The organism is Arenibacter sp. ARW7G5Y1 (assembly GCF_003201775.1).
In the GTDB taxonomy this organism is placed as follows: Bacteria; Bacteroidota; Bacteroidia; order Flavobacteriales; family Flavobacteriaceae; genus Arenibacter.
The window spans coordinates 180,331-204,147 of sequence record NZ_QJJZ01000002.1 but is presented as its reverse complement, the minus strand read 5'-3'; the positions used below and the strand labels follow the sequence as shown (position 1 = coordinate 204,147).

Annotated in this window: 14 protein-coding genes; 9 read left to right on the top strand and 5 right to left on the bottom strand. The window is 39.5% G+C overall.

Features of this window, described 5'->3' with window-relative positions; all coding sequences use genetic code 11:
- Nucleotides 1-42 precede the first annotated feature (42 nt).
- Both C7972_RS04045 and C7972_RS04040 read left to right on the top strand, forming a co-directional pair.
- Nucleotides 43-2,190, top strand: a complete 2,148-nt coding sequence (locus C7972_RS04045; protein ID WP_181422816.1) for a PQQ-dependent dehydrogenase, methanol/ethanol family — start codon at nt 43-45, stop codon at nt 2,188-2,190.
- 120 nt (nt 2,191-2,310) lie between these two features.
- Nucleotides 2,311-3,135 carry a ThuA domain-containing protein gene (locus C7972_RS04040; RefSeq protein WP_110354949.1) on the top strand — a complete coding sequence of 275 codons (825 nt, stop codon included), beginning with the start codon at nt 2,311-2,313 and terminating at the stop codon, nt 3,133-3,135.
- Between the two features lie 212 nt (nt 3,136-3,347).
- On the opposite strand, the gene C7972_RS04035 is transcribed toward C7972_RS04040, so the two are convergent.
- From C7972_RS04035 to C7972_RS04020, 4 genes are all read right to left on the bottom strand, one after another.
- Nucleotides 3,348-3,725 carry a RidA family protein gene (locus tag C7972_RS04035; RefSeq protein WP_110354948.1) on the bottom strand — a complete coding sequence of 126 codons (378 nt, stop codon included), beginning with the start codon at nt 3,723-3,725 and terminating at the stop codon, nt 3,348-3,350.
- 127 nt (nt 3,726-3,852) lie between these two features.
- Entirely contained in the window at nt 3,853-5,841 is a 1,989-nt protein-coding gene (locus C7972_RS04030) for a serine hydrolase (protein ID WP_110354947.1), read from the bottom strand.
- A gap of 122 nt (nt 5,842-5,963) precedes the next feature.
- Nucleotides 5,964-6,638 (bottom strand): M15 family metallopeptidase, encoded by a 675-nt coding sequence (locus tag C7972_RS04025; protein WP_110354946.1) that lies wholly within the window; start codon nt 6,636-6,638, stop codon nt 5,964-5,966.
- A 231-nt stretch (nt 6,639-6,869) separates the two neighbouring features.
- A complete protein-coding gene (locus C7972_RS04020) occupies nt 6,870-7,847 on the bottom strand; it encodes a D-cysteine desulfhydrase family protein (protein ID WP_110354945.1) in 978 nt (325 codons plus the stop codon).
- 1,983 nt (nt 7,848-9,830) lie between these two features.
- Here C7972_RS04020 and C7972_RS04015 point away from each other — a divergent pair.
- The 4 genes from C7972_RS04015 (at nt 9,831) to C7972_RS04000 (ending at nt 16,720) form a co-directional block, all read left to right on the top strand.
- Entirely contained in the window at nt 9,831-12,086 is a 2,256-nt protein-coding gene (locus C7972_RS04015) for a CehA/McbA family metallohydrolase (RefSeq protein ID WP_220020865.1), read from the top strand.
- A gap of 72 nt (nt 12,087-12,158) precedes the next feature.
- Nucleotides 12,159-13,745, top strand: coding sequence for a serine hydrolase (locus C7972_RS04010; protein ID WP_110354944.1), 1,587 nt, complete (start codon nt 12,159-12,161; stop codon nt 13,743-13,745).
- 129 nt (nt 13,746-13,874) lie between these two features.
- Nucleotides 13,875-15,542: a CehA/McbA family metallohydrolase gene (locus tag C7972_RS04005; protein WP_110354943.1), complete on the top strand. Its 1,668-nt coding sequence runs from the start codon at nt 13,875-13,877 to the stop codon at nt 15,540-15,542.
- Nucleotides 15,543-15,862: 320 nt separating this feature from the next.
- Entirely contained in the window at nt 15,863-16,720 is an 858-nt protein-coding gene (locus C7972_RS04000; protein ID WP_110354942.1) for an AraC family transcriptional regulator, read from the top strand.
- A 164-nt stretch (nt 16,721-16,884) separates the two neighbouring features.
- Here the strand turns inward: C7972_RS04000 and C7972_RS03995 are convergent, their stop codons facing one another.
- A complete protein-coding gene (locus C7972_RS03995; RefSeq protein ID WP_110354941.1) occupies nt 16,885-17,475 on the bottom strand; it encodes an RNA polymerase sigma-70 factor in 591 nt (196 codons plus the stop codon).
- A 141-nt stretch (nt 17,476-17,616) separates the two neighbouring features.
- On the opposite strand from C7972_RS03995, the gene C7972_RS03990 reads away from it, so the two are divergent.
- The 3 genes from C7972_RS03990 (at nt 17,617) to C7972_RS03980 (ending at nt 23,753) form a co-directional block, all read left to right on the top strand.
- Nucleotides 17,617-18,792, top strand: a complete 1,176-nt coding sequence (locus tag C7972_RS03990; RefSeq protein ID WP_110354940.1) for a FecR family protein — start codon at nt 17,617-17,619, stop codon at nt 18,790-18,792.
- Nucleotides 18,793-19,001: 209 nt separating this feature from the next.
- Complete coding sequence (locus tag C7972_RS03985; protein WP_181422815.1) at nt 19,002-22,202, top strand: TonB-dependent receptor; 3,201 nt, start codon at nt 19,002-19,004, stop codon at nt 22,200-22,202.
- A 12-nt stretch (nt 22,203-22,214) separates the two neighbouring features.
- On the top strand, nt 22,215-23,753 hold the full coding sequence (locus tag C7972_RS03980) for a RagB/SusD family nutrient uptake outer membrane protein (RefSeq protein ID WP_110354938.1): 1,539 nt from the start codon (nt 22,215-22,217) through the stop codon (nt 23,751-23,753).
- The last annotated feature ends 64 nt before the right edge of the window (nt 23,754-23,817 follow it).

Sequence of the window (23,817 nt, the reverse complement as noted above, 5' to 3'; positions counted from 1 at the left end):
CCTACTTTACAAGAAAAACGTACTGTATTAAAAAATACTTTAATGAAACTTTTAATGATACCCAAAGTTCGTAGGCCAATTTGTAATATTTGTATATTATTAATTCTTATAGGTATTGTTGGGTGCAACCCTAAAAATAAAACAATAGGTAACATAACCGAAGAACGTATTTTAAATGCTGATAACGAACCCGAATCCTGGCTAACGGGTGGACGTGATTATAAGCAAACCTATTATTCACCACTAAATGACATCAATAAAAAAAATATTGATCACTTGGGGTTTGGTTGGCAGTACGACATAGATTTTGAAACTGCATTTCAAGCTACACCCATAGTGGTCGACGGTATTCTATTTACTTCTGGAAATAAAGGCAATGTTTACGCACTAAACGCTGTCAATGGGGAATTGTTATGGTCATTTAAACCTGAGATAGCAGCGGAAGTCTTTGACAACCATTGTTGTGCAGGCCCTAACCGCGGCGTTGCTGTATGGAAAGGCCTTGTGCATGTTGCCTCTGTGGACGGTTACCTGTATGCATTGGATGCCGGCACAGGAGAGCAGGTTTGGCGGGTAGACACCATTGTAGACCGAACAAAAGGCTACTCCAGTACGGGAGCACCATATATTGCAAAGGATTTGGTTATTATTGGTAATAGCGGGGGGGAATACAACGCACGGGGATATATCTCTGCATATAACAGTAAAAGTGGGGAATTGGCCTGGAGATTCTATACCGTACCTGGAGATCCTAAAAAAGGCTTTGAGCATCCGGAATTGGAAATGGCAGCCAAGACTTGGGACCCCAATAGCGTATGGGAAAATGGCTTGGGAGGCACTGCATGGGATGGTATGGCCTATGACCCTGAGCTCAATATCCTATACGTAGGCACTGGCAATGGAGCTCCGTGGAGCAGACATCTCCGAAGTCCGGCCGGTGGAGACAACCTTTTCTTAAATTGTATATTGGCCATCAACCCCGATAATGGACAGCTCCTATGGCACTATCAAACTACTCCTGCCGACAACTGGGACTATACCACTACCCAAAAGATGATCCTGGCAGAATTAACTATTGATGGTCGTGACCGAAAGGTTATAATGCAGGCTCCAAAAAATGGCTTTTTCTATGTAATCGATAGAAAAACAGGAGAACTCATTTCTGCCGATCCCTACGTATATATTAATTGGGCCAGCCATGTGGACTTAAAAACCGGAAAACCCGTAGAAACGGGCAAAGGCGACTATAGACAAACCCCTAAACTCATTTTCCCCAGTAGTCAAGGGGGACATAATTGGAATCCTATGGCCTTTAACCCTGAAACGGGTTTGGTTTATATTCCCACAACAGAGGCCGGTCAGATATACAGTGCCCAAAAAACACCATTTAAGGTAAAGGAAAAAGGCTGGAATACTGGAGCTATTTTAAGGTCAGCTTACGACAATGGTTCATTCCCCGAGGATTGGCCTCCCATTGAGGAAATCATAAAAGGGGAACCGGATTCCTCACCTAGATCTTTCCTTAAGGCCTGGGATCCCATAAAGCGAAAAGTAGTTTGGGAAGCCAAAATAACCTATCCCAAAAAAACATTAAGACTAGATCGCCGCTACGGCAGTGTAATGACCACAAAAGGCAATTTGGTCTTTCAAGGCGGTATAGATGGATTCCTTAAGATATACGATGCTTCTACAGGCGAACTTCTTCATGATATTGATGTTGGGACCAGTATTATAGCGGCCCCTATGACCTATAAAGTTGGAAATGAACAATTTGTTGCACTCATGGCAGGTGTCAGTGGCGACCAGGAAACCAATGCAGATTACCTCTATGGCAATAAGGGTCGTATAGTAGCTTTTAAAATAGGCAGGGGAGATGTACCTAAAAGACCTTTACTTGATCGGCAAGACGAGCTTGTGGGAAGGAGTGGCATAGAGGACTACTCGAAAGCCGATATTAAACTGGGACATGAATTATTTGATATGAACTGTGCCGGCTGTCACGACACGGGTAGAGCACCAAAGCTAATGCCATTAAAAGTTAGAGTAGAACAGGAATTTGAAAATATACTAATGAATGGTAGTAGATTAACCAAAGGAATGCCAAGTTTCAAAGATGTCCTATCCAAAGAACAGGCCGACGCCATCCTGGAATTCCTTAAGGTTAGCAGCGCCGCCACAGAAACCAAGTGATGGAACCATCACAGGGAACGATCCGTACGCTTTGGGATTGGCAGACGGGTACAGGTTTGTAGAACATGCCTGTATATTGCCAAACCGATACAATGTTTAATAAACTTAATTTTAAGTAAAATGAAAAAAAAATCCAATATCAGCAACATGCATGTCAAGATACTCGGGAGCGAAAAAATATTTGGGATTTTCAAACCTTTTTTAACGAAACCAAAAAGCACATTACTGATCCTCTGCATGGTATGTTTAGCACCGTTTTACATACAGTGTCAGAATATGTCGCCCAAAAAGTTGCTTATTTTTTCAAAGACCGAAGATTTCCGCCACGAATCTACTGAAGTTAGCATAGAGGCAATCAAAAACCTTTGTGCCCAAAATGGGATTAAGGTAGATGCCACTGAAAATTCAGAATGGTTCAACCACAAAAAACTTCAGGAGTATGATGGTATCATGTTCCTTAACACTAGTGGAAATGTTTTCAATACGGAACAGGAAACTGCCTTTAGGGAATATATGCAAGCCGGTGGAGGCTTTATTGGAATCCACGGGGCATCTACAACAGAATATGAATGGGACTGGTTTGGCAGAATGATCGGCGGCTATTTTAATGGACATCCAGAACCACAGGAGGCTACCCTTATCGTTAACGACACCAATCATTTGTCAACACAGCACTTACCAAAAACATGGAAACGCTTTGACGAATGGTACAATTTTCGTTGGATAGATGAAGACTTCCACGTCCTCATTTCACTGGACGAAACCACCTATGAAGGTGGGAATCACAAAGATAAACATCCCATTGCCTGGTACAAACCATTTGAAGGTGGACGAATGTTCTATACCGCCTTGGGGCACACGGAGGAATCTTACTCCGAAGAGTATTTCTTAAAACATGTGTTAGGAGGCATCCTATATGCGGTGGACAAATCCGTAAATGATTGATATAATACCTTGGTTAAACCCCTTACCTATTAAGTCCTAATTTAAGATGCTATAAAAGAATATGCCTTCAAATTTTATTTGAAGGCATATTTTTGTTCGATCAAAATTTTCTGGAAGATTACTGGACCTGCAAGTTATTGTGATAAATTCCCAAAGCAGATAGCAGCCCCATATTCCCGGTTTACCACAAAAAACAAACTATTATCAGCAATTTAACTTGGTCTAATTGCTATACATTCAATCTCAACCAAGGCGTTAAGAGGCAATGAACGCACCGCGATTGTAGCCCTTGCTGGCGGTACATTCTGAAAACAGGAGGAATACACTTTGTTCATTTCTGCAAAATCATCCATATCGGTCAAATAGCATGTGGTTTTCACCACGTTATCAAAACTCAACCCAGCTTCAAATAAAACATATTCCAAATTTTTCAAAACCTGCGTTGTTTGATCCGCGACATTTTGTGGCATTTCGGAATTTAAATTTAAGGGTAACTGTCCCGAGACAAAAACCATTCCGTTACACTCGATGGCCTGATTATAAGGACCTATAGCCTTCGGGGCCATTTCACTTTTAATTGCTTTTTTCATGTTCAAGTTTTATTGTTTTTAATTTTTAATAAGCCTAAGTCGGATAGAACAATACAATGTCTATGATATCCGTTTTTTTTTGTGGGCTTCTAATCAACACCCTTGTTTTTTTCGGTTTTTATGCCAATTAGGGAGTTACTATTTTTTTAAATGCTACATTTTTAGCTCTGTTCGAAGACACCCTACATCCAATTATCTCATTATTCTTGTTTCTTATAAACTTAATATTCTTAAAAAACCAAGGTCGGGCCTTAAAAGCATCTTCTCCTAAGGGGAATAATTCAAAATCCTGGATTCTCTGGTGTTTCACTATTAGTTTTCCCTGAATCAGTTGGATGGTATAGGTAGTTGATAATTCCCCACTATAAAAACTTCCCGTAAAATCCTGAAGTTGGGTTGTAACCAATTTTTGAGCCTTGGAATTTTTACCTCCCATTATTAAGTTCATAGACCTGATTATCCCTTGTTCATCAGCATTAAAATGAATTTGGGTGTTGGTACTTTTTGCATAAAATTTGTTGTAGGAAATAGCCTCCAAATGATGTTTTCCATCTCCATCAATTTGATAGGTTAGCTTGCCATTATTTATATCGACGCCTATCAATGAGTTTGATGATAACTTGTATTTTCCTTTATATTTATGAAGCCCATTTTTTTTACTTAATAATTTTCCAACTCTTGGTTTTGGACTCGGCAAGGGTTCCTTCCTCTGAATCTGAATTTTGTTTTGAAGATATATATCCACAATTTCATGGGCCAACCAATCTGGTTTAATATCTGCTGAATTACTAAGAATTATTACTGACAAATCTTCGTTCGGAAAACGAGTCAAATAAGAACGGTACCCCGCATCGCTACCCGCATGTTGTATTTCCTTCAGTCCTTTATAGGTGCCCACAAACTGGCCAAGGGCGCCGCCAAATGATTCGCCATTGTTTAAAACTGCCGGTGTATCCATGGTTTTAAACATCTCGCTGTCGCCAATTATAGGATCAGAAAAATTCATAGCCCAAAGACTCAGATCTTCCACTGTTGTGAAAAGGCCTGTGGGCCCCACATTCGAAAAATTCAGAACACTTTTTTTCAATCCCGTGTCGCTCGTTTGATAAGAATACGCCCTGTTCCTTACAATTCTTTCGTAATCATCATAAAAAAAAGTGTTCTTCATCTTCAAGGAATCGAAGATTTTAATTTTGGTAAATTCGGCAAATGACATATTGGTTAAACGCGCCACAACTTCGGCCAGTAAAGTAAACCCCGTATTACAGTAAAGAAATTCATCACCCGGCTTAAAGTTCAATTCCTTTTGTGCGCCCACAAGTTTCATAACGTGTTCGGTGGTTATAATATCATCCATTCGCCAACCTGCCATGGCCAGTATATCCCATTGATCCCTTAATCCGCTAGTATGGGATGCCAAATGTCTAAGTGTAATGGTCTCACCAAAATCAGCAAGCTCCGGAATATATTTCCTTACATCATCCTCCAGACTTAGCATACCCGCCCTTTCCAGTAGTAGTATGGCGAACACCGTAAATTGTTTTGAAACAGAGGCTATATGAAAAACTGTGGCCGGACCAATAGGAATGTCGTATTCTAAATTGGCAATTCCATAACCTTTCTTATAAACCACTGCACCTTTGTCTACTACTGCAACAGCAAAACCAGGGGAAGAGGACCTATCCCACGGGGCAAGCAATTGTTCCATCTGTTGCTCCGGAGAGCCAGCTAGCGTTTCTGATTGAATTACACCAATGTCATAACTGCCCAAACCATTCTGATCAATGGCTTTAACTTCAATACCATAAATTCCTCCAACATCAGACTTGATATGGAAGAATTCTGAGCCAGACTTACCATTTGGACTATCAAAATCTTTAATTTTCTGCCCTTCAACATTATATGTGGTTATGACCACATCGATCCCTTTTTGAACCAATTCGAAGTTTGTAAGTTGCTCCCCTTCCAGTTGTATTGTAAACCTGTGACTTTCCTTGGAGGAGATATCAAATGATAGATTTTTGTCCGTAGGCAATGGCCCTTGCAATAGCTGTGCATTTAGGACCGTGGACTGTATGAACATCATTGCAATTAAACCAAATATTCTACCTTTCATTCTCAAACTTTTTTAAAGCCTTTATGGCAATGTTTCAAGAAATGGAACCTACCATTCTAGGAGCACATAACCCTGCATTGACTACAATAATAGTTTCTTTCAATGATACTTAAAGATTTACTTTAATTAGTTTTGATATTCGAAAAAGGAATATTTTGAATGCGATATTTTCTCCAATCCTTGTAGTCAAAATGCCACCATTCATATTCGTAGACTTTAAAGTCATGTGCTTCCATCACAGACCTTAAGAGATCTCTCATTTTTCTTTGTTCATCGGTGCCCCCTTCATAATAAGGATAAGCACGTTCGTTGAATTCGTCATATTCACTTGGCATAATTACTTCCTCTCCAGTCGATAACTCATACAAGGTAAGGTCTATGGCACAGCCTCTATTATGGCGGGAACCTTCACTTGGGTCGGCTACAAAGTTCCGTTGTTCCTTAGGAGTGATATCCCAAAATGTTTTGGTAACACTCCAAGGTCTATATCCATCAAAAATTTTGACCCCATAACCATGCTTCTTTAACTCTTTGGAGGCTTCTACCAAGGCCAAAGCGGCAGGTCTCTGAAGAAAAGCCCGAGCTTCCTTGTAAACTGGTTTTCCCACAAAATTGTTACTGGAGGCGTACCTTATGTCTAGTTGAAAGGAGGAATCCAGCGTAATAAGTTCCACTAAATCCGTTGCTATAAAATCCCCTTTTTCAAGTGGAGGCTTGGTTCCACAACTTAACAGTGTTAAAACAAAAACAAAGCAAAGAATCAATTTAGAGATAACTTGGTCATTAATACTTTTCATATAATTATCCTTATGGTTAAAAAATTACAAACGGTTTATAGCCATATGTGCCTTTAATAATTTCGCAGCGCATATCATATCTAACCTGTATCGTTGCCATTGGGCAAAGGGCAATTTCTTCCTAGACTGATTAACCGGCAAATAGTTTACTCCTCGGCATTATTTTTACATTGGGATTTATCAGGCACTGCTGTTCATTTATTTACAGCCCTTCCCAAATCCCCCTTGGCTCTAAACAATTTCTTCAGCATACTTGAATATTGCCGGCAAACCACCTGTATGCCAAAACAACACATTGGAATTGGTTTTAATTCTCTTGTTCTGTAAACAATCCAACATCCCATAGAAAGCTCTTCCCGTGTAGACAGGATCCAATAAAATCCCCTCCTTCACAGCCAATTCCTTTATACTATAACGCTCATTATCGGTAACTACCCCATAGCCTGCAGAATCATAATCCTTATTCAGGGGAATATTATGGGGACCGTAGTTTTTGGAACTATTAAGTAGTTTGGCCCCGTCATTTAAAATATTCGCCACTACTTCCTCCAATGGAATGCCATTGGTTTCGGACTTGTCTATATTGATGGGCACCAATTTGGTATTTAATCCATATAACTCAAGGCCCAACATTAACCCAGCCTGCATTCCACCAGAGCTGGAGGCAAAAAATATATAGTCGATTTGCAAATTGTTCCCAATTAATTGGGCTTTCAACTCCTTTACAGCATTAACGAAACCTAGAGCCCCAGTAATATTGGAACCTCCATAAGGAATCACAAAACATTTTCGCTTCTTGGTTTCCAGAGATTTCTTATAATCTGCTATTGTCTCCCCTTTTCTATTTTCCCCCGTAAAACTAATGGTGGCTCCCAACATTTTACACAACAGCAAATTGCCATCATATTTAGTTGGTTCATTGCCCCCCAACAATAAATGACATTCCAAACCAATCATTGCACAAGCTGCTGCAGTTTGGCGACAGTGATTTGATTGTTGGGCCCCTGCGGTGATTACAGCATTGCATTGCTCGTCCAACGCCTGTTTTAGCAGGTATTCCAGTTTTCTGGTTTTATTGCCTCCAGAAGCTAATCCGGTATTGTCATCCCTTTTAATATAAATTGAATAATCTGGAAATTCTTGGGATAGCCGGTTCAAATATTGAACTGGAGTTGGAAAAAAACCTAAATCTATTTTATTCTGTACCATATTTCTAAAAACAATGAATGACAACTTTAGCTGCTTCCAATTCCTATATACTGCTAAATAGATAGCTTCAATAGAAACAACAATGGATTCAACTCCTATTTGGAAAAATATATAGCCGTTTTATTGTGTTATTTAACAATTTTCTCAAACAGCATTTGTAATTGATGTCCCCGACAAACTTATAAAATGAAGGTATTTGATACTACAAGTGAATATTCAAAAAGTAACTGTATGTTACCTCTTATCAAGATTGAGTACCTGCCTTGTACATTTCCACTATTCGCAGAAGACCTTGGGCGGCCACTTGTTGAAGGGATTGGCCAACTATAAAAAAAGTAACATACTAAAGAAAATGGCGGATATAGGAAAGATGACCCCTAATTCATTTTTAGAAATGCATAAGAAGCACCCGGATTACCTTTTCAAATTCTTAGCTCTTATTTAAAATTTAGGATTGGCAAAGCTTGTCGGCTTTTGATGAATACCCAAGTAAACATTGTAGTAGTATTTGACCATGGTTCTAATGCTCTTCCTACTGTAGCAATCAATTTGGGAATGTATAAGGAGAGTCCAAGGGGATATCGGAAAAAGCGCTGAACCTATAACATGGACTATAATTAAGTAAACAGATTGACATACCTTAACAAGTGACAAAGCAGCGCCCTACATCTCTTAACCTGTGAAGTAAATACCCCTCTACCCTATTTAAGTACTCCTCCAATTATCGCAAATGGGTTTACAAACACGCCTATAGCAAGATTAGCGTTACACTAAGGCATTCATTTAATCTTAAATAGCCTTCCATTAAAAAATAAGAAAACCATTAATGAAGAATTGTGCTGCCTTTTCAATCAAATTTCCCCATTAAGTACCAGGGAAGTTATCTTTATTGACTACTCTATTGTCAAATCCAATTTACTATTGGGATGTTTCTGCGATAATGGAATAATTACGCATAAATCTACTGCCCAGCCCCAATAGTGGTTACATATTTAATTTATATCCACTCAAATGGCAAAACTACCAAACCCTTATACCAGTACCCACAAAATCACTATAAAGGGTAAAATACCGTTAATTTATGAATATCTACTAGAAGTATTATAAGGCCCATTCTTTTACGTTTGTATTGATTATAAGTCGTGCTTGAAGTATTTTACCTATAAACGCCCGATGACCAATTGGGCATTTGAAAAAAATTAAAAATCAAATTTTTTGGATTAAATATTCAATTATGGTCTAATGTTTACCAACTATATAATCGATATAAAACCAGTATTCATGGGAAAAAATATTTAGAACCTTGTGCGTCGCCTTTGTTTATCCAATAAAAAAGTAGCCAGGGTAAACGATAAATGATACCGTTTCAGATGGTCATACCCTTTGCTGGGTGTGATTGTGATTTAAAGGCAGATTCTATACCAAATACACAAGTATTTTAGGCAATAGAACTAGTATTTTGATAATGTTTTACACGTAAATTTGAAAAGGCCCGCCCATCATGTCATAAGGATTCAATTGCTCTGTAACACCTTGAGATTGTACTCTGTAAATTGGCAAACCCTATCAGGGCAGTGCCGGAAAACAAATGGTGTACGGGGATGGACCTGGGGTATTTATTATATGCTATAGCAAGAGGCCAACATCCCTTATCTCATGAGGTTGCCAAGACTTTGCTTGGCTAAGCCTCCTATAAGGGATTGTATTATAAATATAAGGGAAAACCATTTAATCTGAAGGCATATAGCAAGGGCCGTACAGACCTTTTATATATGAAGGATACCATAGAGTCTTGGGGAAATTGGACTACATTGGAGTATAGCCTAAAACTGTGTTCTAAATTGAATTGATCATTGGATCATAATTGGTGAAGCAACAATTAAATTTGAGTGTACCGGAATTGGAACCAATTATTGGATTAAATTGTAGTTGTCTTCTGTTTTATGTTACAAGAAATTGGAACTATTGTTTAAAATAAAGATTATGAATAATGTTATTTCAAAAGGTTTGCTCTTTGTTATGGTATTGGCCCAATTTGGCAATGTTTGGTCACAAGACAAACAGCCATTTTACTTTCAGGTAAAAAGAACAATGGAAAGTCTGGAGTATATTGGAGCTCCAGTTTCCGAAAACGATAGGGACAGTATTTTGGAACTTATTCTACAGCAGGCCGAAACCAAGAAAATACAGAAGATTTTAGATAAATATGCCTTATTTAATGTTCACATAAATCCGGAAAGTAGGGTAAAAGCGTCACCAGGGTTTGCCGAAAAAACATTGGCACAAAATGGTTGGAGTACTTTCTTAATAAAAATAGACAACCAAGCGGGCATTACAGCCCAATTTGCGGTAGAAAGTGATCAGGCCAAAAGTACTTTCAACGGTGGTGCCATGCAAGGTATGGGTAGTGAGGGTATGGGCGAAACCTTAACCCACTCCGATATTGAGGATCGTTGGCTAGACCTATCCCTTTATACCAGCCCCCCCATGCAAGCGCGTCTTTCGGGGCTGGAAGTGGAATACTTTATTTTACAATTATACAGCAGGGATGCAGGTAAACGGGCTGCCAAGTTTGCTTTTAATTGCGGGCAAGGAACCCAGGATGTTGGATTTAGGAATGAAACGAGTATGCTTTTCGACTGTGCCCCTTCCCAAAAAATTGTACTTGAAATCTTTGACGAAAACATTAAGCCAACAACGGCTTCGTTGACCATTTCGGATAAACAAGGCCATATTTATCCCAGCCAAATGAAACGTTTGGCGCCTGATTTTTTCTTTCAAAAACAGATTTACCGAAGTCATCTTGAAACCATAGAATTACCTCCCGGCAACTATTCGTTGGAATATGGGCGCGGGCCGGAATATTTGACCCTCTATAAAGATTTTACGGTTACGGACACCCCAGGCCAGCGTATGGCGATAAATTTGGAAAGATGGATAGATCCCTCTAAACTAGGATGGTATTCCGGAGATCATCACATACATGCCGCAGGATGCTCCCATTACACTTCCCCAACAGAGGGGGTTAACCCTGAAGACATATTTAAACATTTGGTCGGAGAGGGTTTAAATATGGGGAGCATTCTTAATTGGGGACCAGGCTACTATCATCAGAAACAATTTTTTGATGGCAAAACACATCCGCTCTCTACAGAGAAACATTTGATGCGTTATGATCTGGAAGTATCCGGTTTCCCATCGGGTCATGCAGGTCATATTGTCCTTCTAGGATTAAGGGAACAGGATTATCCAAATACCAAGGTAATTGAGGATTGGCCAAGTTACACCCTACCTGTACTAAGATGGGCAAAATCACAGGGTGCCATTTCGGGATATGCCCATTCCGGTTTGGGTTTGGCCGTGGGCGATGATAGGCTTCCCAACTACGAAATGCCCGGGTTTGACGGTATCGGAGCCAATGAATTCATTGTTGCCGTAGCCCATAATCTAGTAGATTTTATATCCACTATGGATACCCCGCCCAGTTGGGAATTAAATATTTGGTATCATACCTTGAACAATGGTTTTCGTACAAGGATTAGTGGTGAAACAGATTTTCCGTGTATGAGCGATGAAAAAGTCGCACACGGCAGAAGTTATACAAAGCTGGGTCAAGATTTAAATTTTATTGACTGGGTAGAGGGTATAAAATCGGGGCGAACGTATACCTCGGAAGGAAAAAGCCATCTATTCGATTTTAAGGTAGATACTCTGGAGGTCGGCACTTTTAACAGTGAGCTTGCTTTGGAAAAACCTTCAAAAATAAAAATATCGGCCAAAGTAGCGGCCCTACTTGATAAGGTCAGGGATCCGTCCGTTAAACCCTTAAATGTTCAAAAAAATATATGGGCACAGAAGCCATTTTGGACACTGGAAAGGAGCAGGATAGGCGAAAGTATAATGGTTGCCGTAGAACTTATCGTTAATGGGGAGGCCATAGAAAGAAAGCAGATAAAGGCTGATGGAAACATACAAGATGTTGAATTTGAAACCTTTATAGAGAAAAGTAGTTGGGCTGCCCTACGTATATATCCTTCCTCCCATACCAATCCCATATTTGTTTTAGTTGATGGAAAACCTATAAGAGCCAACAAGAAAAGTGCCGAATGGTGCTTACAGGCCGTAGACGTATGTTGGCAATCAAAACATGGGCTAATGAGCGAGAAAGATAGGATTATGGCAAAAAAAGACTATGAAGAGGCCAAGGAAATATATAGAAGAATACTGGAAGATTATTGAAGTGCACGGCACTGACGTAATTACCCTTATATTATTTGATAATAGAATGCACTAAATTTTAATACTTTAAGAATGAAAAACATTTATCAATACTTTATCTGTAGTTGTATAGTGGCAAGTCTCTGGTCTTGTACCACAAAGAAATCCGAAGAACCAAAGGATAAGAATACGCAAATGTTGTATTCCAGTTCTTACAAAGCCCAGGAATTTGTTCAGGACAGCCGTCGAAAAAAGATAACGGAACATGCACCTGAAGTGGAGAATTTGATACGAGAGCATATGAAAGAGCACAACATTCCGGGAGTAGCATATGGTATTGTGGTAGACAACGAGTTGGTAGCAGCTTCGGCAATGGGTCTTATGAATTTGGAGAACAAGCAACCCGCTACCACTAAATCCTCATTTAGGATTGCCTCCCTAACCAAAAGTTTTACGGCTATGGCCATTTTAAAATTACGGGATGAAGGAAAACTTTCATTGGATGACGCCGTGGTCAAATACATCCCCGAGTTGGGTTCAATGAGGCATCTTACCACGGACTCACCATCCATTGATATTGAAAATCTTATGACCATGACATCCGGGCTCCCTGAAGATAATCCCTGGGGAGACAGACAATTGGATGAATCTGAACAAATGCTATTCGATCTTATTAAAAATGGTCTGTCCCTCGCCAATCCGCCTTCCCATGCTTTTGAGTATAGCAACACTTCCTATGCCCTATTGGGACAGATTATATCAAGGGTCTCCAGGACCCCTTATCAGACTTATATAACCAATAATATCCTACGGCCTCTTGGTATGGAAGAAACCTATTGGGAATATTCCAATATCCCCAAAGAACAGTTGGTTCTCGGGTACCGCTGGGAAGACGAGGAATGGAAGCAAGAGCCAATGTTACATGACGGTGCCTTTGGAGCTATTGGAGGCTTGATTACCTCCATAGAAGATTTTGGCAAATATGTAAGCTTTCATCTTTCAGCTTGGCCACCCCGAAGCGATCAGGACAATGGACCTGTAAAGAGAAGCACACTTAGGGAAATGCACAGACCCCATTTCCCCAGATTAAATGCCCAGGGCAGGGATTTTAATGGGGATACATGTCCTTCCATATCAAGTTACGGATATGGTCTGGGTATTACCGAAGATTGTAACGGGCTTAAACGGGTATCACATGGTGGGGCGCTTCCTGGATATGGAAGCAGTTACTCATTTTTTCCAGAATACGGAATTGGAATCATAGCCTTTGGAAATCTTACCTATACAGGCCCATTGCCTTTAAATGATATTGGAAAATTACTTTTCAAAACAGTGGGGCTGGAGCCAAGACAACTTCCGGTTTCTGAAATATTGAACCAAAGACAAGAGCAGTTGACTCAATGGATCGGGAATTGGAACCAAGAAATGGAAGATAAATTTTTGGCTGAAAATTTTTACCTGGATTTCTCGCGAAAACATCGCATTGACCAAATTGAAGAAATTTTACAAAAAGCAGGAAAAATAAATTCCGTTTCCAAATTGGAACCGATCAACCAACTTAGGGGACGCTTTAAACTGGAGGGCGATAAGGGATTGGTGGAAATATTTTTTACATTGACCCCGGAGAAGAACCCCAAAGTTCAGCAATTGGATGTTTCCTTTGCCAAAAGTGACAACTAGGACCGAACTCAGATAGGGCTAAAGATCAATTCCCTATAGGGAAGCGTTGGAGCATTTAAATCCCATTTAGGGTAGAAATGGCCAGGTTCTAAAATAGGAAATGTAGATTTTTCAATAAAAAGTAATAGAATGACAAATATTATAAAGTTAAGGGCTGTAAATAACTTAATGATGTTTGTTGCCTTACTGGGCTTGCATACGTATTTACATTCCCAAACAAAACCGGTTAATACGGCCCTAGTGCATATTCGGGTGGTAGAATCGGAATCGAACGCAATAACACCTGTTATGGCATGCATAAGAAGCCTCACGGACAACAAGGTCAGAATCCCACCTAATGCCGCCATTGTAGACACGGTGTCCAGCACAAAGGATTTTTACGAAGGCATAGAATACCGGGACCATAAAAATTGGATAGGGCCGGTGCGTAAAATGAATGGCATAGGTAATAATGAGGATAGGAGTTTTGTTTATGGGGAATTGGCTTCCATTCCACATTGGGAGGAACCAGTGGCCTACCAGACATCGGGCGATTTTACCATTACCTTGCCCGTAGGGACATGGCAGATAAGCATGGAACACGGTAATGAATACATTCCCATAAAGGAAGAGTTTCAGGTTAAGGAAGGCGATAAGGAAATTACCAGGACATTTCAACTTGAACGTTGGATCGATATGCCCCAACTAGGATGGTACTCTGGCGATATCCATGTACATCATCCAACAAACCGGCCAGCGTTTAGAAAATTCTTGTTGGAATATGGCAAGGCAGTGGACATCCATCTGGTCAATACTCTTGAAATGGGGCATCACATAGATGCAACTACAGCATTTAAACAGGAAGGCTTTGGAGATGAATTCGACCTCAATGAAGGGGATGTCTGGTTGGTCTCGGGACAGGAGGGACCACGAAGTACCTATGGCCATGTTATAGGCTTAAATATAAATCAATTTATTAGTGACCATACCAACTATAATTATTATGATCTAGTTTTTAAGCAATTGCACGATCAGCCGGGAGCCATCGTTGGTTATGCCCATTTTTCATGGAATGGTTGCGATTTACCTCGTGGATTTCCTTGGTATGTAACCACTGGGGAGATAGATTTTGTAGAATTGCTGCAATTCTCGAAAATCAATACCCTTGATTATTACGACTACTTAAATTTAGGGTTTCGAATTACAGCCGCTGCGGGTAGTGATATACCTTGGGGATCTACCTTGGGAGAGGTAAGAACTTTTGTTTATACCGGAGACAATTTTAATTCAACTAGCTGGTTTGAAGGATTTAAGAACGGCCATACCTTTGTTTCCAATGGTCCTATTATATTTTTAGAGGCCGATGGAGAGCTCCCTGGGTCAGAGCTTATCCGTTCCAGGGGCACAGTTAGCAATATTCGGGTAGAAGCCCGTTCCCATGAAAAAATAGGTAATATTGAAAGTGTCCGTATTTATAATTCAGATGGCCTGTTGACAGAAAGATTGAATCCGGAAAAAGACCATGCCATCACGATCGGCCTAGAACACCATCTTGATCGGAGCCAGTGGTTGGCCGCCGTTGTATACTGCGATAATGGTGCCGTAGCCCACACTACCCCGGTATATTATATAGTAGATGGAAAACCAACTTGGAATGCTCAAAAAGCCCCTGAAATTATTAAAAAACAACTGCAATTGATCAATATCATCGAGGAAGAGGTAAAAGAGGGAAAAACGAAGGACCCAGGAATTATAAAGAGACTAAAATTGGCCAAAAGATTTTATGATCACATGGGTAAAGAAATTAAAATGGACTAATCATAGTTTGTTTATACAAACAATGATCAAGGCCAAAGCGTTGGTTTTATTGAGAAAGGCCTTCAAAAATTAAAGAAATACTCCTAGGCCCAAAGGTTAGGGGTTTCAATATCATACCATATTGAAGTCCAACCGCAGGTTCCAGAAGGGTGCCCTAAGTTATTTTCTCTCGATGACACAATTATTTCATCACAATCCCAATTTGTGTATTTTATAAATGTAAGGTCTGTGAATATCCAACACTTCATTATTTCATTTTGGATTATCCCTAATCCAACTTATTATTATTTTAGTACATTGTTCAATTAAAATGGTGATTTATGGATATATTTTTTCAGCATGTGAACCCTATAAACGCCTCAATTTATATGAGACATGCCAAGCAAAATCATTTTGTGGTGCCTTGGCACTTTCATCCAGAGATTGAGATTATGTACGTCATTAATGGTGAGGGAACAAGGATTGTAGGGGACAGTATTCAGCAATTTAATGCCGGAGATTTTGTTTTGGTAGGTTCCCATACCCCACATCTTTGGCGAAATCACAATGAATATTATGAAAATAAAGGCCTGTATTCCGAGTGTTTATTGCTTTTTTTTAAGGAAGAGACGTTCGGTACTGAATTTCTGTCAATCGAAGAAATGTCAGATATTAAGAGAATGTTGACCGAGGCTAAAAGGGGACTAAGATTTTCCGGTCATCGTTCTGAAAAATTGAAGAACTTAATGCTCCAGGCATATAATGAAAAGGGAATTGACAGAATACTAACATCGATAAGACTATTGAATGAAATGGCGCAGTTTGAAACATCTGAGGTCCTTTGTAGTAAAGGTTACATTCCAGATGTAAGCTACAGGGATTATGACCGTTTGGATAATTGTCTTGAATTCATAATGTCCAACTATAAGAAGAGTATAACACTGAAGGAAGTGGCAGATATAGCAAACATGACCCCTAATTCTTTTTGTAGGTATTTTAAAAGAAGAACCAATATGACCTTTTCAAAATTCTTAATTGAATTTAGGGTTGGCAAAGCTTGTCAGCTTTTGTTGAATACCGAAAAAAAAATCATTGAAATAGCTTTTGACTGTGGTTTTAACAGCCTTTCCAACTTCAACAATCAATTTGCGAGTGTAAAGGGAATGAGCCCAAGGGAATATCGAAAGAAAAAGGCCTAGAAAAACCAAATCCTCGGCTGTATATTTGGACGGATTTTGGTATGGAACCAGCGTCCTAGACAATGTTTACAGAAAAAAGACCTCCCAACGCAAAACCAACAAAATATAGGTGGGCGGAGTTCAATATACTTTTTGAAAAAAACTATTCCAAGAACGGCATTTGATTACCGCCAAGACCGGCCAATACACCTTCCGATTTTTTTTGACACGATAAACAAAAGCAGATTCTTATCAAGAAAACCATTTCTTATTTTTTTGAAAGCGATACTTATCTGAGATTCCACCGTTTTGATGGAAATCCCCAATTTATCCGCGATTTCCCTATTTCGATATCCATCCCTTTTACTAAGCAGCAAAATTTCCCTGCATTTATCCGGCAAAAGATCCAATAATCCTTTTATCCTTTCTATTTTCTCCAAAAAAACTGTGTCATCCTCATCAACCCTATAGGACATTGCTTCATACTTTAAGGCAACCAGGAAGTCATCTTGTTTTTTCACTTTCCGGGTTTGATGCAAAAAGGCGTTGTAAACAGATTTGTACAAATAAGCCTTGAGAGAAGTATGTATCCGTAGTTCAGATCTTCTTGTCCAGAGCTTTATAAATTCGTTCTGAACAATATCTTCCGCATCCTCCATGAGGCCTGTAAACTGAAAAGCGTAAGAACAAAGTGGTCTATAATGCAAATCGAAAAGCTCTTTTACAGCATTATTATCACTTTTTTGGATGCGCTTCCACAAGATTTTTTCCTCCATAAAATGATTTGATCGAATTCTGTAATCTAAGTACGGTTATGTAAAGATTAAAAAAAAAAACTAGAATACTCTTTAGGGGTAAATGCAGGTTTTTGTATCATACAACTAAAAGTACCCATTTCTAATTCATAATCATATAAAGTGAAAACACTTATTGCTAAATATTTAACTAGTGCTCTCTCAGAAGAGGAAACCGAAATCTTGCGGGACTGGCTTAAGGAATCAAAAAAAAATCGAGAGGAATTTAAGGCCACAGTGCGAGCCAATCAAGAATTGGATTACGTATTGCGTACAATTGATTCAGAAAAAGCTTATGACAGTATTCTTAAGAAAACTACCATAAATAATAAATGGACTTTTGGAAAGAGCCGTAGTATATTTAAATATGCTGCCGTCCTGCTCTTAATAGTGGGCACCTCTTTTCTTCTTTACCATATTTTAAACGTTGACGCTTCGTTTAGGTCCAATGCCCAAATAGAAAGTGCTACAGAGATTACCTTGGAATTGGAGGACGGAAGTCTTCAGATATTAGAGGAAAATAAACGCACGGCCATTACCAACAAGGAAGGCGAAAAAGTGGTTAGCCAAGAGTACGGCAAAATTAAATATGAGGATAACAAAGAGATTGAAGGGACCGAGTTGGTCTACAATCAACTTACCGTGCCCTACGGAAAACGATTTGAGGTGGAACTGGCGGACGGTACAATTGTTTATCTCAATGCCGGCACAAAATTCAAATATCCCAGGTTGTTTACCGATCCAAAAAGTAGGGAGGTATTTTTAGATGGGGAAGCCATGTTCAGCGTAAAGAAAAATGCCTCCCAACCGTTTATTGTACATACCGAAAAAATGAACGTACGTGTCTTGGGGACCAAGTTTAATGTTTCCAGTTATAAAAACGAAAGCAATACCTCCGCCGTATTGGTAGAGGGAAGTGTTGCCGTATACAGACCCTCGGAAATTTTTGATGAGAATAAAAATGTTGTTCTCCCTCCCAAACACCAAGCGGTATTTCAAGAAGATGATATCATAGTACAGGAGGTAAATGTTCAGAAACATATTGCCTGGACAACAGGTAAACTATACTTTGTAAATGATTGTTTCGAGAATATCATCAAAGAATTGGAAAGGCATTTTAATATCAAAATCCAAAACAATTATTTGGATTTGAACCGTACCAGATATACTGGAACCTTTGATTCGGAAACAATTGATCAGATATTGGACACTTTTAAAAAGAATAGCCAATTTGACTATTTAAAGAAGAATGGTGAAATAATTATTGAGCCTACCCAGGAACCCACAGAATTCAACTAAACACTATAGAAAACTAAACTGATGCTGCCTATGAGATAAACCGAAAGACATAATTCATCAAAAAAAAAATCGGGAAATGTTGCTGCATTCCCCGATTTCAAAACTGATTTTACAGCTGTCTGTAACAAACTTAAAAATCATTCAAATTTATGAAAAAACCAAACACCGTGGAATGGTTGTGCAAAATCGTTCCTAAAATTGATTTGAAAATGAAATTAACTTTCCTTTTTCTTATTGTCACCCTCTTTCAATTAAAGGCAAATTCCGGATATTCCCAAAACGTGAAGGTTAGTCTTGACCTTTCCCTGTCAACTTTGGCAGACGTTATCTCGGAGATTGAAAGTAAGACCGAGTTTAAATTCTTTTATAAAAATGAGGACGTGCAACTCGATAAATTAATAACCTTAAAGGTGAAAAATTTACGTATTGAGCCCATTTTGGATAAGATTTTCAATAACGATCTAGTAACTTATGAGATATATGGCAAGCACATAATAATTAAAAAGGAAATACAACCTTCAAAATCGGAGTTTGCATTGAGTGCAATAACCAAACCCTTAAAACAAGGACATTTGGTTACAGGTTCCGTATTGGACGAAAATGGTTTGCCATTGCCAGGTGCCAATATACTGGAAAAAGGAACCACCAAGGGAACACAGACCGATTTTGATGGAAACTTTTCCATATCCGTTACCGATGGGAATGCTATACTAGTGTTTTCCTATCTCGGGTATACCTCCAAAGAAATTCCGCTCAATGGGCTCACCAATATTGAAGTAGCACTGTTACCTGACGCTTCCAAATTAAATGAAGTAGTTGTTGTGGGATACGGTACACAAAAGAAAAAGGAAATAACCAGTGCCGTAACAAGTATTAAGGCAGAGGACTTTAACACAGGCAATATTACCAATCCGGCACAATTGCTACAAGGTAAAGTGGCAGGTTTAAGCATTACTAATCCGGGATCCGATCCAAATGGCGGTTTTTCGATCAGGTTAAGAGGATTGTCCACCTTAGGGGCCAATACAGGTCCATTAATCGTTGTTGATGGTGTTCCAGGGGTTTCGCTATTAACTATCGACCCAAATGATATTGAATCTATGGATGTCCTTAAAGATGGCTCTGCTGCAGCCATTTATGGCACACGGGGCTCCAGTGGTGTAGTATTGGTTACCACGAAGAGTGGGAAGGCGGGTCAATCCGTTCTGGAATACAATACTTATGTAAGCCTGGAAAATGTGGCTCGCAAGCCCTCTGTAATGACCCCCTCCGAATTTATAGCCGTTGGTGGTACAGACCATGGCAGTGAGACGGATTGGTTCGATGAAATTACCAGATCTGCTGCAACCCATGTACATAACCTTTCCTTTAGTGGAGGTAACGGAGGAACTACCTATAGGGCTTCTGTAAATTACAGGGATGCTGAAGGCATTGCACTTAATACTGGTTTTCAACAACTTATAGGTAGGGTCAATATTACCCACAGAGCTATTGATGATAGGTTAAGGGTGTCTTTAAACCTAACAAGTCAAAATAGAAAAGAGCAAAAAGGTAATGCTGCGGCATTTCAATTTGCCACTACCTACAATCCTACAGCCCCTGTGCATGGAGGGCCTGAAGCTGAAAGGTTTGGCGGATATTGGCAGGAAATTTTGTTCGGCTATTACAATCCTGTAGCCGTTCTTGAACAAAACAATAACGATCAAAAACGCAAAGCCAGTCTAATTAACGTAGATGCGGATTTTAAGTTGATTGACGGTTTGAAGATTGGTGCCCGATACTCCCGAGAAGATATTAGCTGGCTAGATGGTTCCTACTACAGGAGTGATAGTTATTTGAATGGATTTTCCTCAAACGGAAGTGCTTCAAGGAATATAAATGATATTGAGACCCAGCTTTTTGAAACTACCTTGTCCTACAATAAAGATTTGGGGGATTTTGGTCTGGATGCCGTTGCCGGTTATTCGTATCAAGAATTTACAAATGAAAGCTTCAATGCAAATGGAGGAGATTTTATTACCGATGAGCTATTGTACAACAACCTCGGACTTTCTCAAGATTTTACCAATGGACTGGGGAATGTGGGAAGTTATAAGGGTGCTTCCAAATTGATCGGCAGTTTTGCAAGAGTGAGTCTGAATTATCTGGATACATTTTTCCTTAATGCGAGCATACGAAGAGAAGGGTCTACCAAATTTGGAGAAAATAACAAATGGGGAAATTTCCCCGGGGTTGGTGCTGGTATAGATTTTTCACAGCTATTGGATAGTGACAAAATAACCCAATTAAAACTTAGGGGAAGTTATGGTATCACCGGTGCTGTGCCCTCGAGCAATTATCTTTCCCAATTAAGATTCAGTTCTGGAAATAATTTCTTCTATAATGGGGAATTTATACCAGCCTTTCGGCCTTCTAGCAACCCTAATCCGGATTTAAAATGGGAAAAGAAGGAGGAATTGGATTTTGGTTTGGACTTTGCCTTTTTTGACGACAGTCTTTCCGGTTCTATAGACTACTACGATAGAAGAACGACTGATGGAATTTTTAATCTTCCTGTTTCAGTTCCACCTAACCTGTATCAAGATAAGTGGTTGAATGTAGGTGAAATTAAAAACGCCGGAATAGAGGTAACCCTTGCCTACAATCTAGATTTAGGAAAGACTTTTTCCTATACACCTACCTTCACCTTTTCAACCTATAAAACTGAATTAATATCACTTTCGGGAGACGATGCCACTTTTGGTGATAATGGGGTTCAAAAATTGGCCATTATGGGTGCTCCTGGCCAGAATGTTAATTTGATCCAAGTAGAAGAAGGCGCAGAAATTGGCCAGTTTTTTGGATGGCAATTTGACGGTGTCAATGATGACGGAACTTGGAGGTTTAAGGATCAAAACGGTGATGGAACAATAGACACCAAAGATGAAATGATTATTGGAAATGGTCTGCCGGATTACGAAATCGGATTTAATAATTCACTTAAAATCGGCAGATTTGATATGAATGCGTTCTTCAGAGGGTCTTTTGGACATGATTTGATCAATACGTTTAGAGCATTTTATGAAGCTCAATCAGTGTCTTTGGCATATAATGTAACTAAAACCAAATACTACCTGCCCGAGTTGACCGATAGAGCCATTTATTCAGACTATCATGTAGAAGATGCGTCGTTCTTTAGATTACAAAATTTAGATATTGGCTATAATTTTGATGTTTCAGACTTTAAGGCTTTGAAGGGATTAAAATTATACGCTACAGGTCAAAATTTGTTTACAATTACCGATTATACCGGTGTGGATCCAGAAGTTAGATATGCCGACGGAGGAAATGTATTGGCTCCAGGAATAGACCGTAGAAATACTTGGTTTACCTCAACAACTTTCACATTGGGACTAAATGCTAAATTTTAAAAAAGACTTGTAATGAAAATAAATAATCTTAAAATAGGAACTTTACTCATAGGCGCCTTGTTATTCTTAGGATGCTTCGATTTGGAAGAGGAGGTATATAGCGAGGTTACCGCCGATAATTTCTTTTTAACAGATGAACAGGTGGTCACCTCTATAGGAAGTATCTATACGAATCTATATAACTATCTGGGCAATGACAATATGTGGTCTCTTAACGAGGCTTCCACAGACGAGATGACTATTCCTACTACAGGAACGGATTGGTATGAAAACGGACATTGGCAGCGTTTGCACCGGCATGAATGGCTTCCTACGGAGCCTTATTTCAACATCAATTGGAACATGCTATTTTTTGGTGTAAATTCATGTAACCGGGTCATTTATCAATTGGAGGAAATAGGTACGGATGAAGCCCTGGCGTTTGTGCCCGAGCTTAGGGCCTTTAGGGCTTTTTACTACTTTCACTTGATGGATCTGTACGGGGGAGTACCACTTATTACCGATTTCTTGGACGACAACCCCAAACCCTCCCGTGCTTCGCGTAAAGAGGTTTACGACTTCATAGAAAGTGAGCTTAAATCTACGCTTAACGATCTCTCTAAAAATGTGTCATCGTCCTATGGACGGATGAACTTTTATGCCGCACAGGCAACTTTGGCCAAATTATATGCGAATTCCGAGGAATATATAGGAGAAGCTCGATGGGAGGATTGCTTGGCGGCCTGTAGGGAAATAACAGGTTCTGGTGCCTTTAGCATGACGTTGGAATACTTTATCAATTTTGATGCGGATACCCAGGGAACATCCGAGTTTATTTTTGCCATTCCTTATGATGAAACCAATGCCAGGGGCAATATTATGGGAGTAATATCCTTGCATGCAGCTAATCAGGATACCTATGATTTAGCCTATCAACCTTGGAACGGCTGGACTTCGGTCGGCGAGTTTTATGATTCCTATGAAGATACGGATAAGAGAAAAGGGGTGCCAGAAAATGCCAGTGTAAGAGGGAATTTTCTTGTGGGACAACAATTCAGTAGCAGCGGCGAACCTTTGATTGATAATGGTTTTGAACCAGAAGACCCAGATGGGGCCATCCTGGTATTTACACCGCACCCAACTTCTACCAATGGCTTATTCTGGTTAAGGCAAGATGGTGCAAGATTGTCGAAATTTGAATATGAAAAAGGTGGTAGGATAGACATGAACAATGATTTTGCAATATACCGATACACAGATTTTGTGCTTTTGGAAGCAGAAATGTTATGGAGATTGGATCGGGAACAAGGTACTGCCTTAGCCCTTGTAAACGCCGTAAGGGATAGAGCAGGAGTATTGCCCTATACGGAACTCACAGAAAAGAATATCTATGATGAAAGGGGCCGGGAGTTGTTTGCTGAAGGTATCCGTAGACATGATATGATTAGATTTGGAACATATGGTGATGCCTGGTTTGAAAAAGCTCCATCAGATGCCACCAAAACAATATTTCCAATACCACAGAATCAACTTGACTCCAATGCAAGTTTGACCCAGAATCCTGGATATTGATAATTAGAAAATTGAGTTAGTTAGTTTGATTGCAAATGGTCCTCGAGGTTAGTATCTTTAAAAT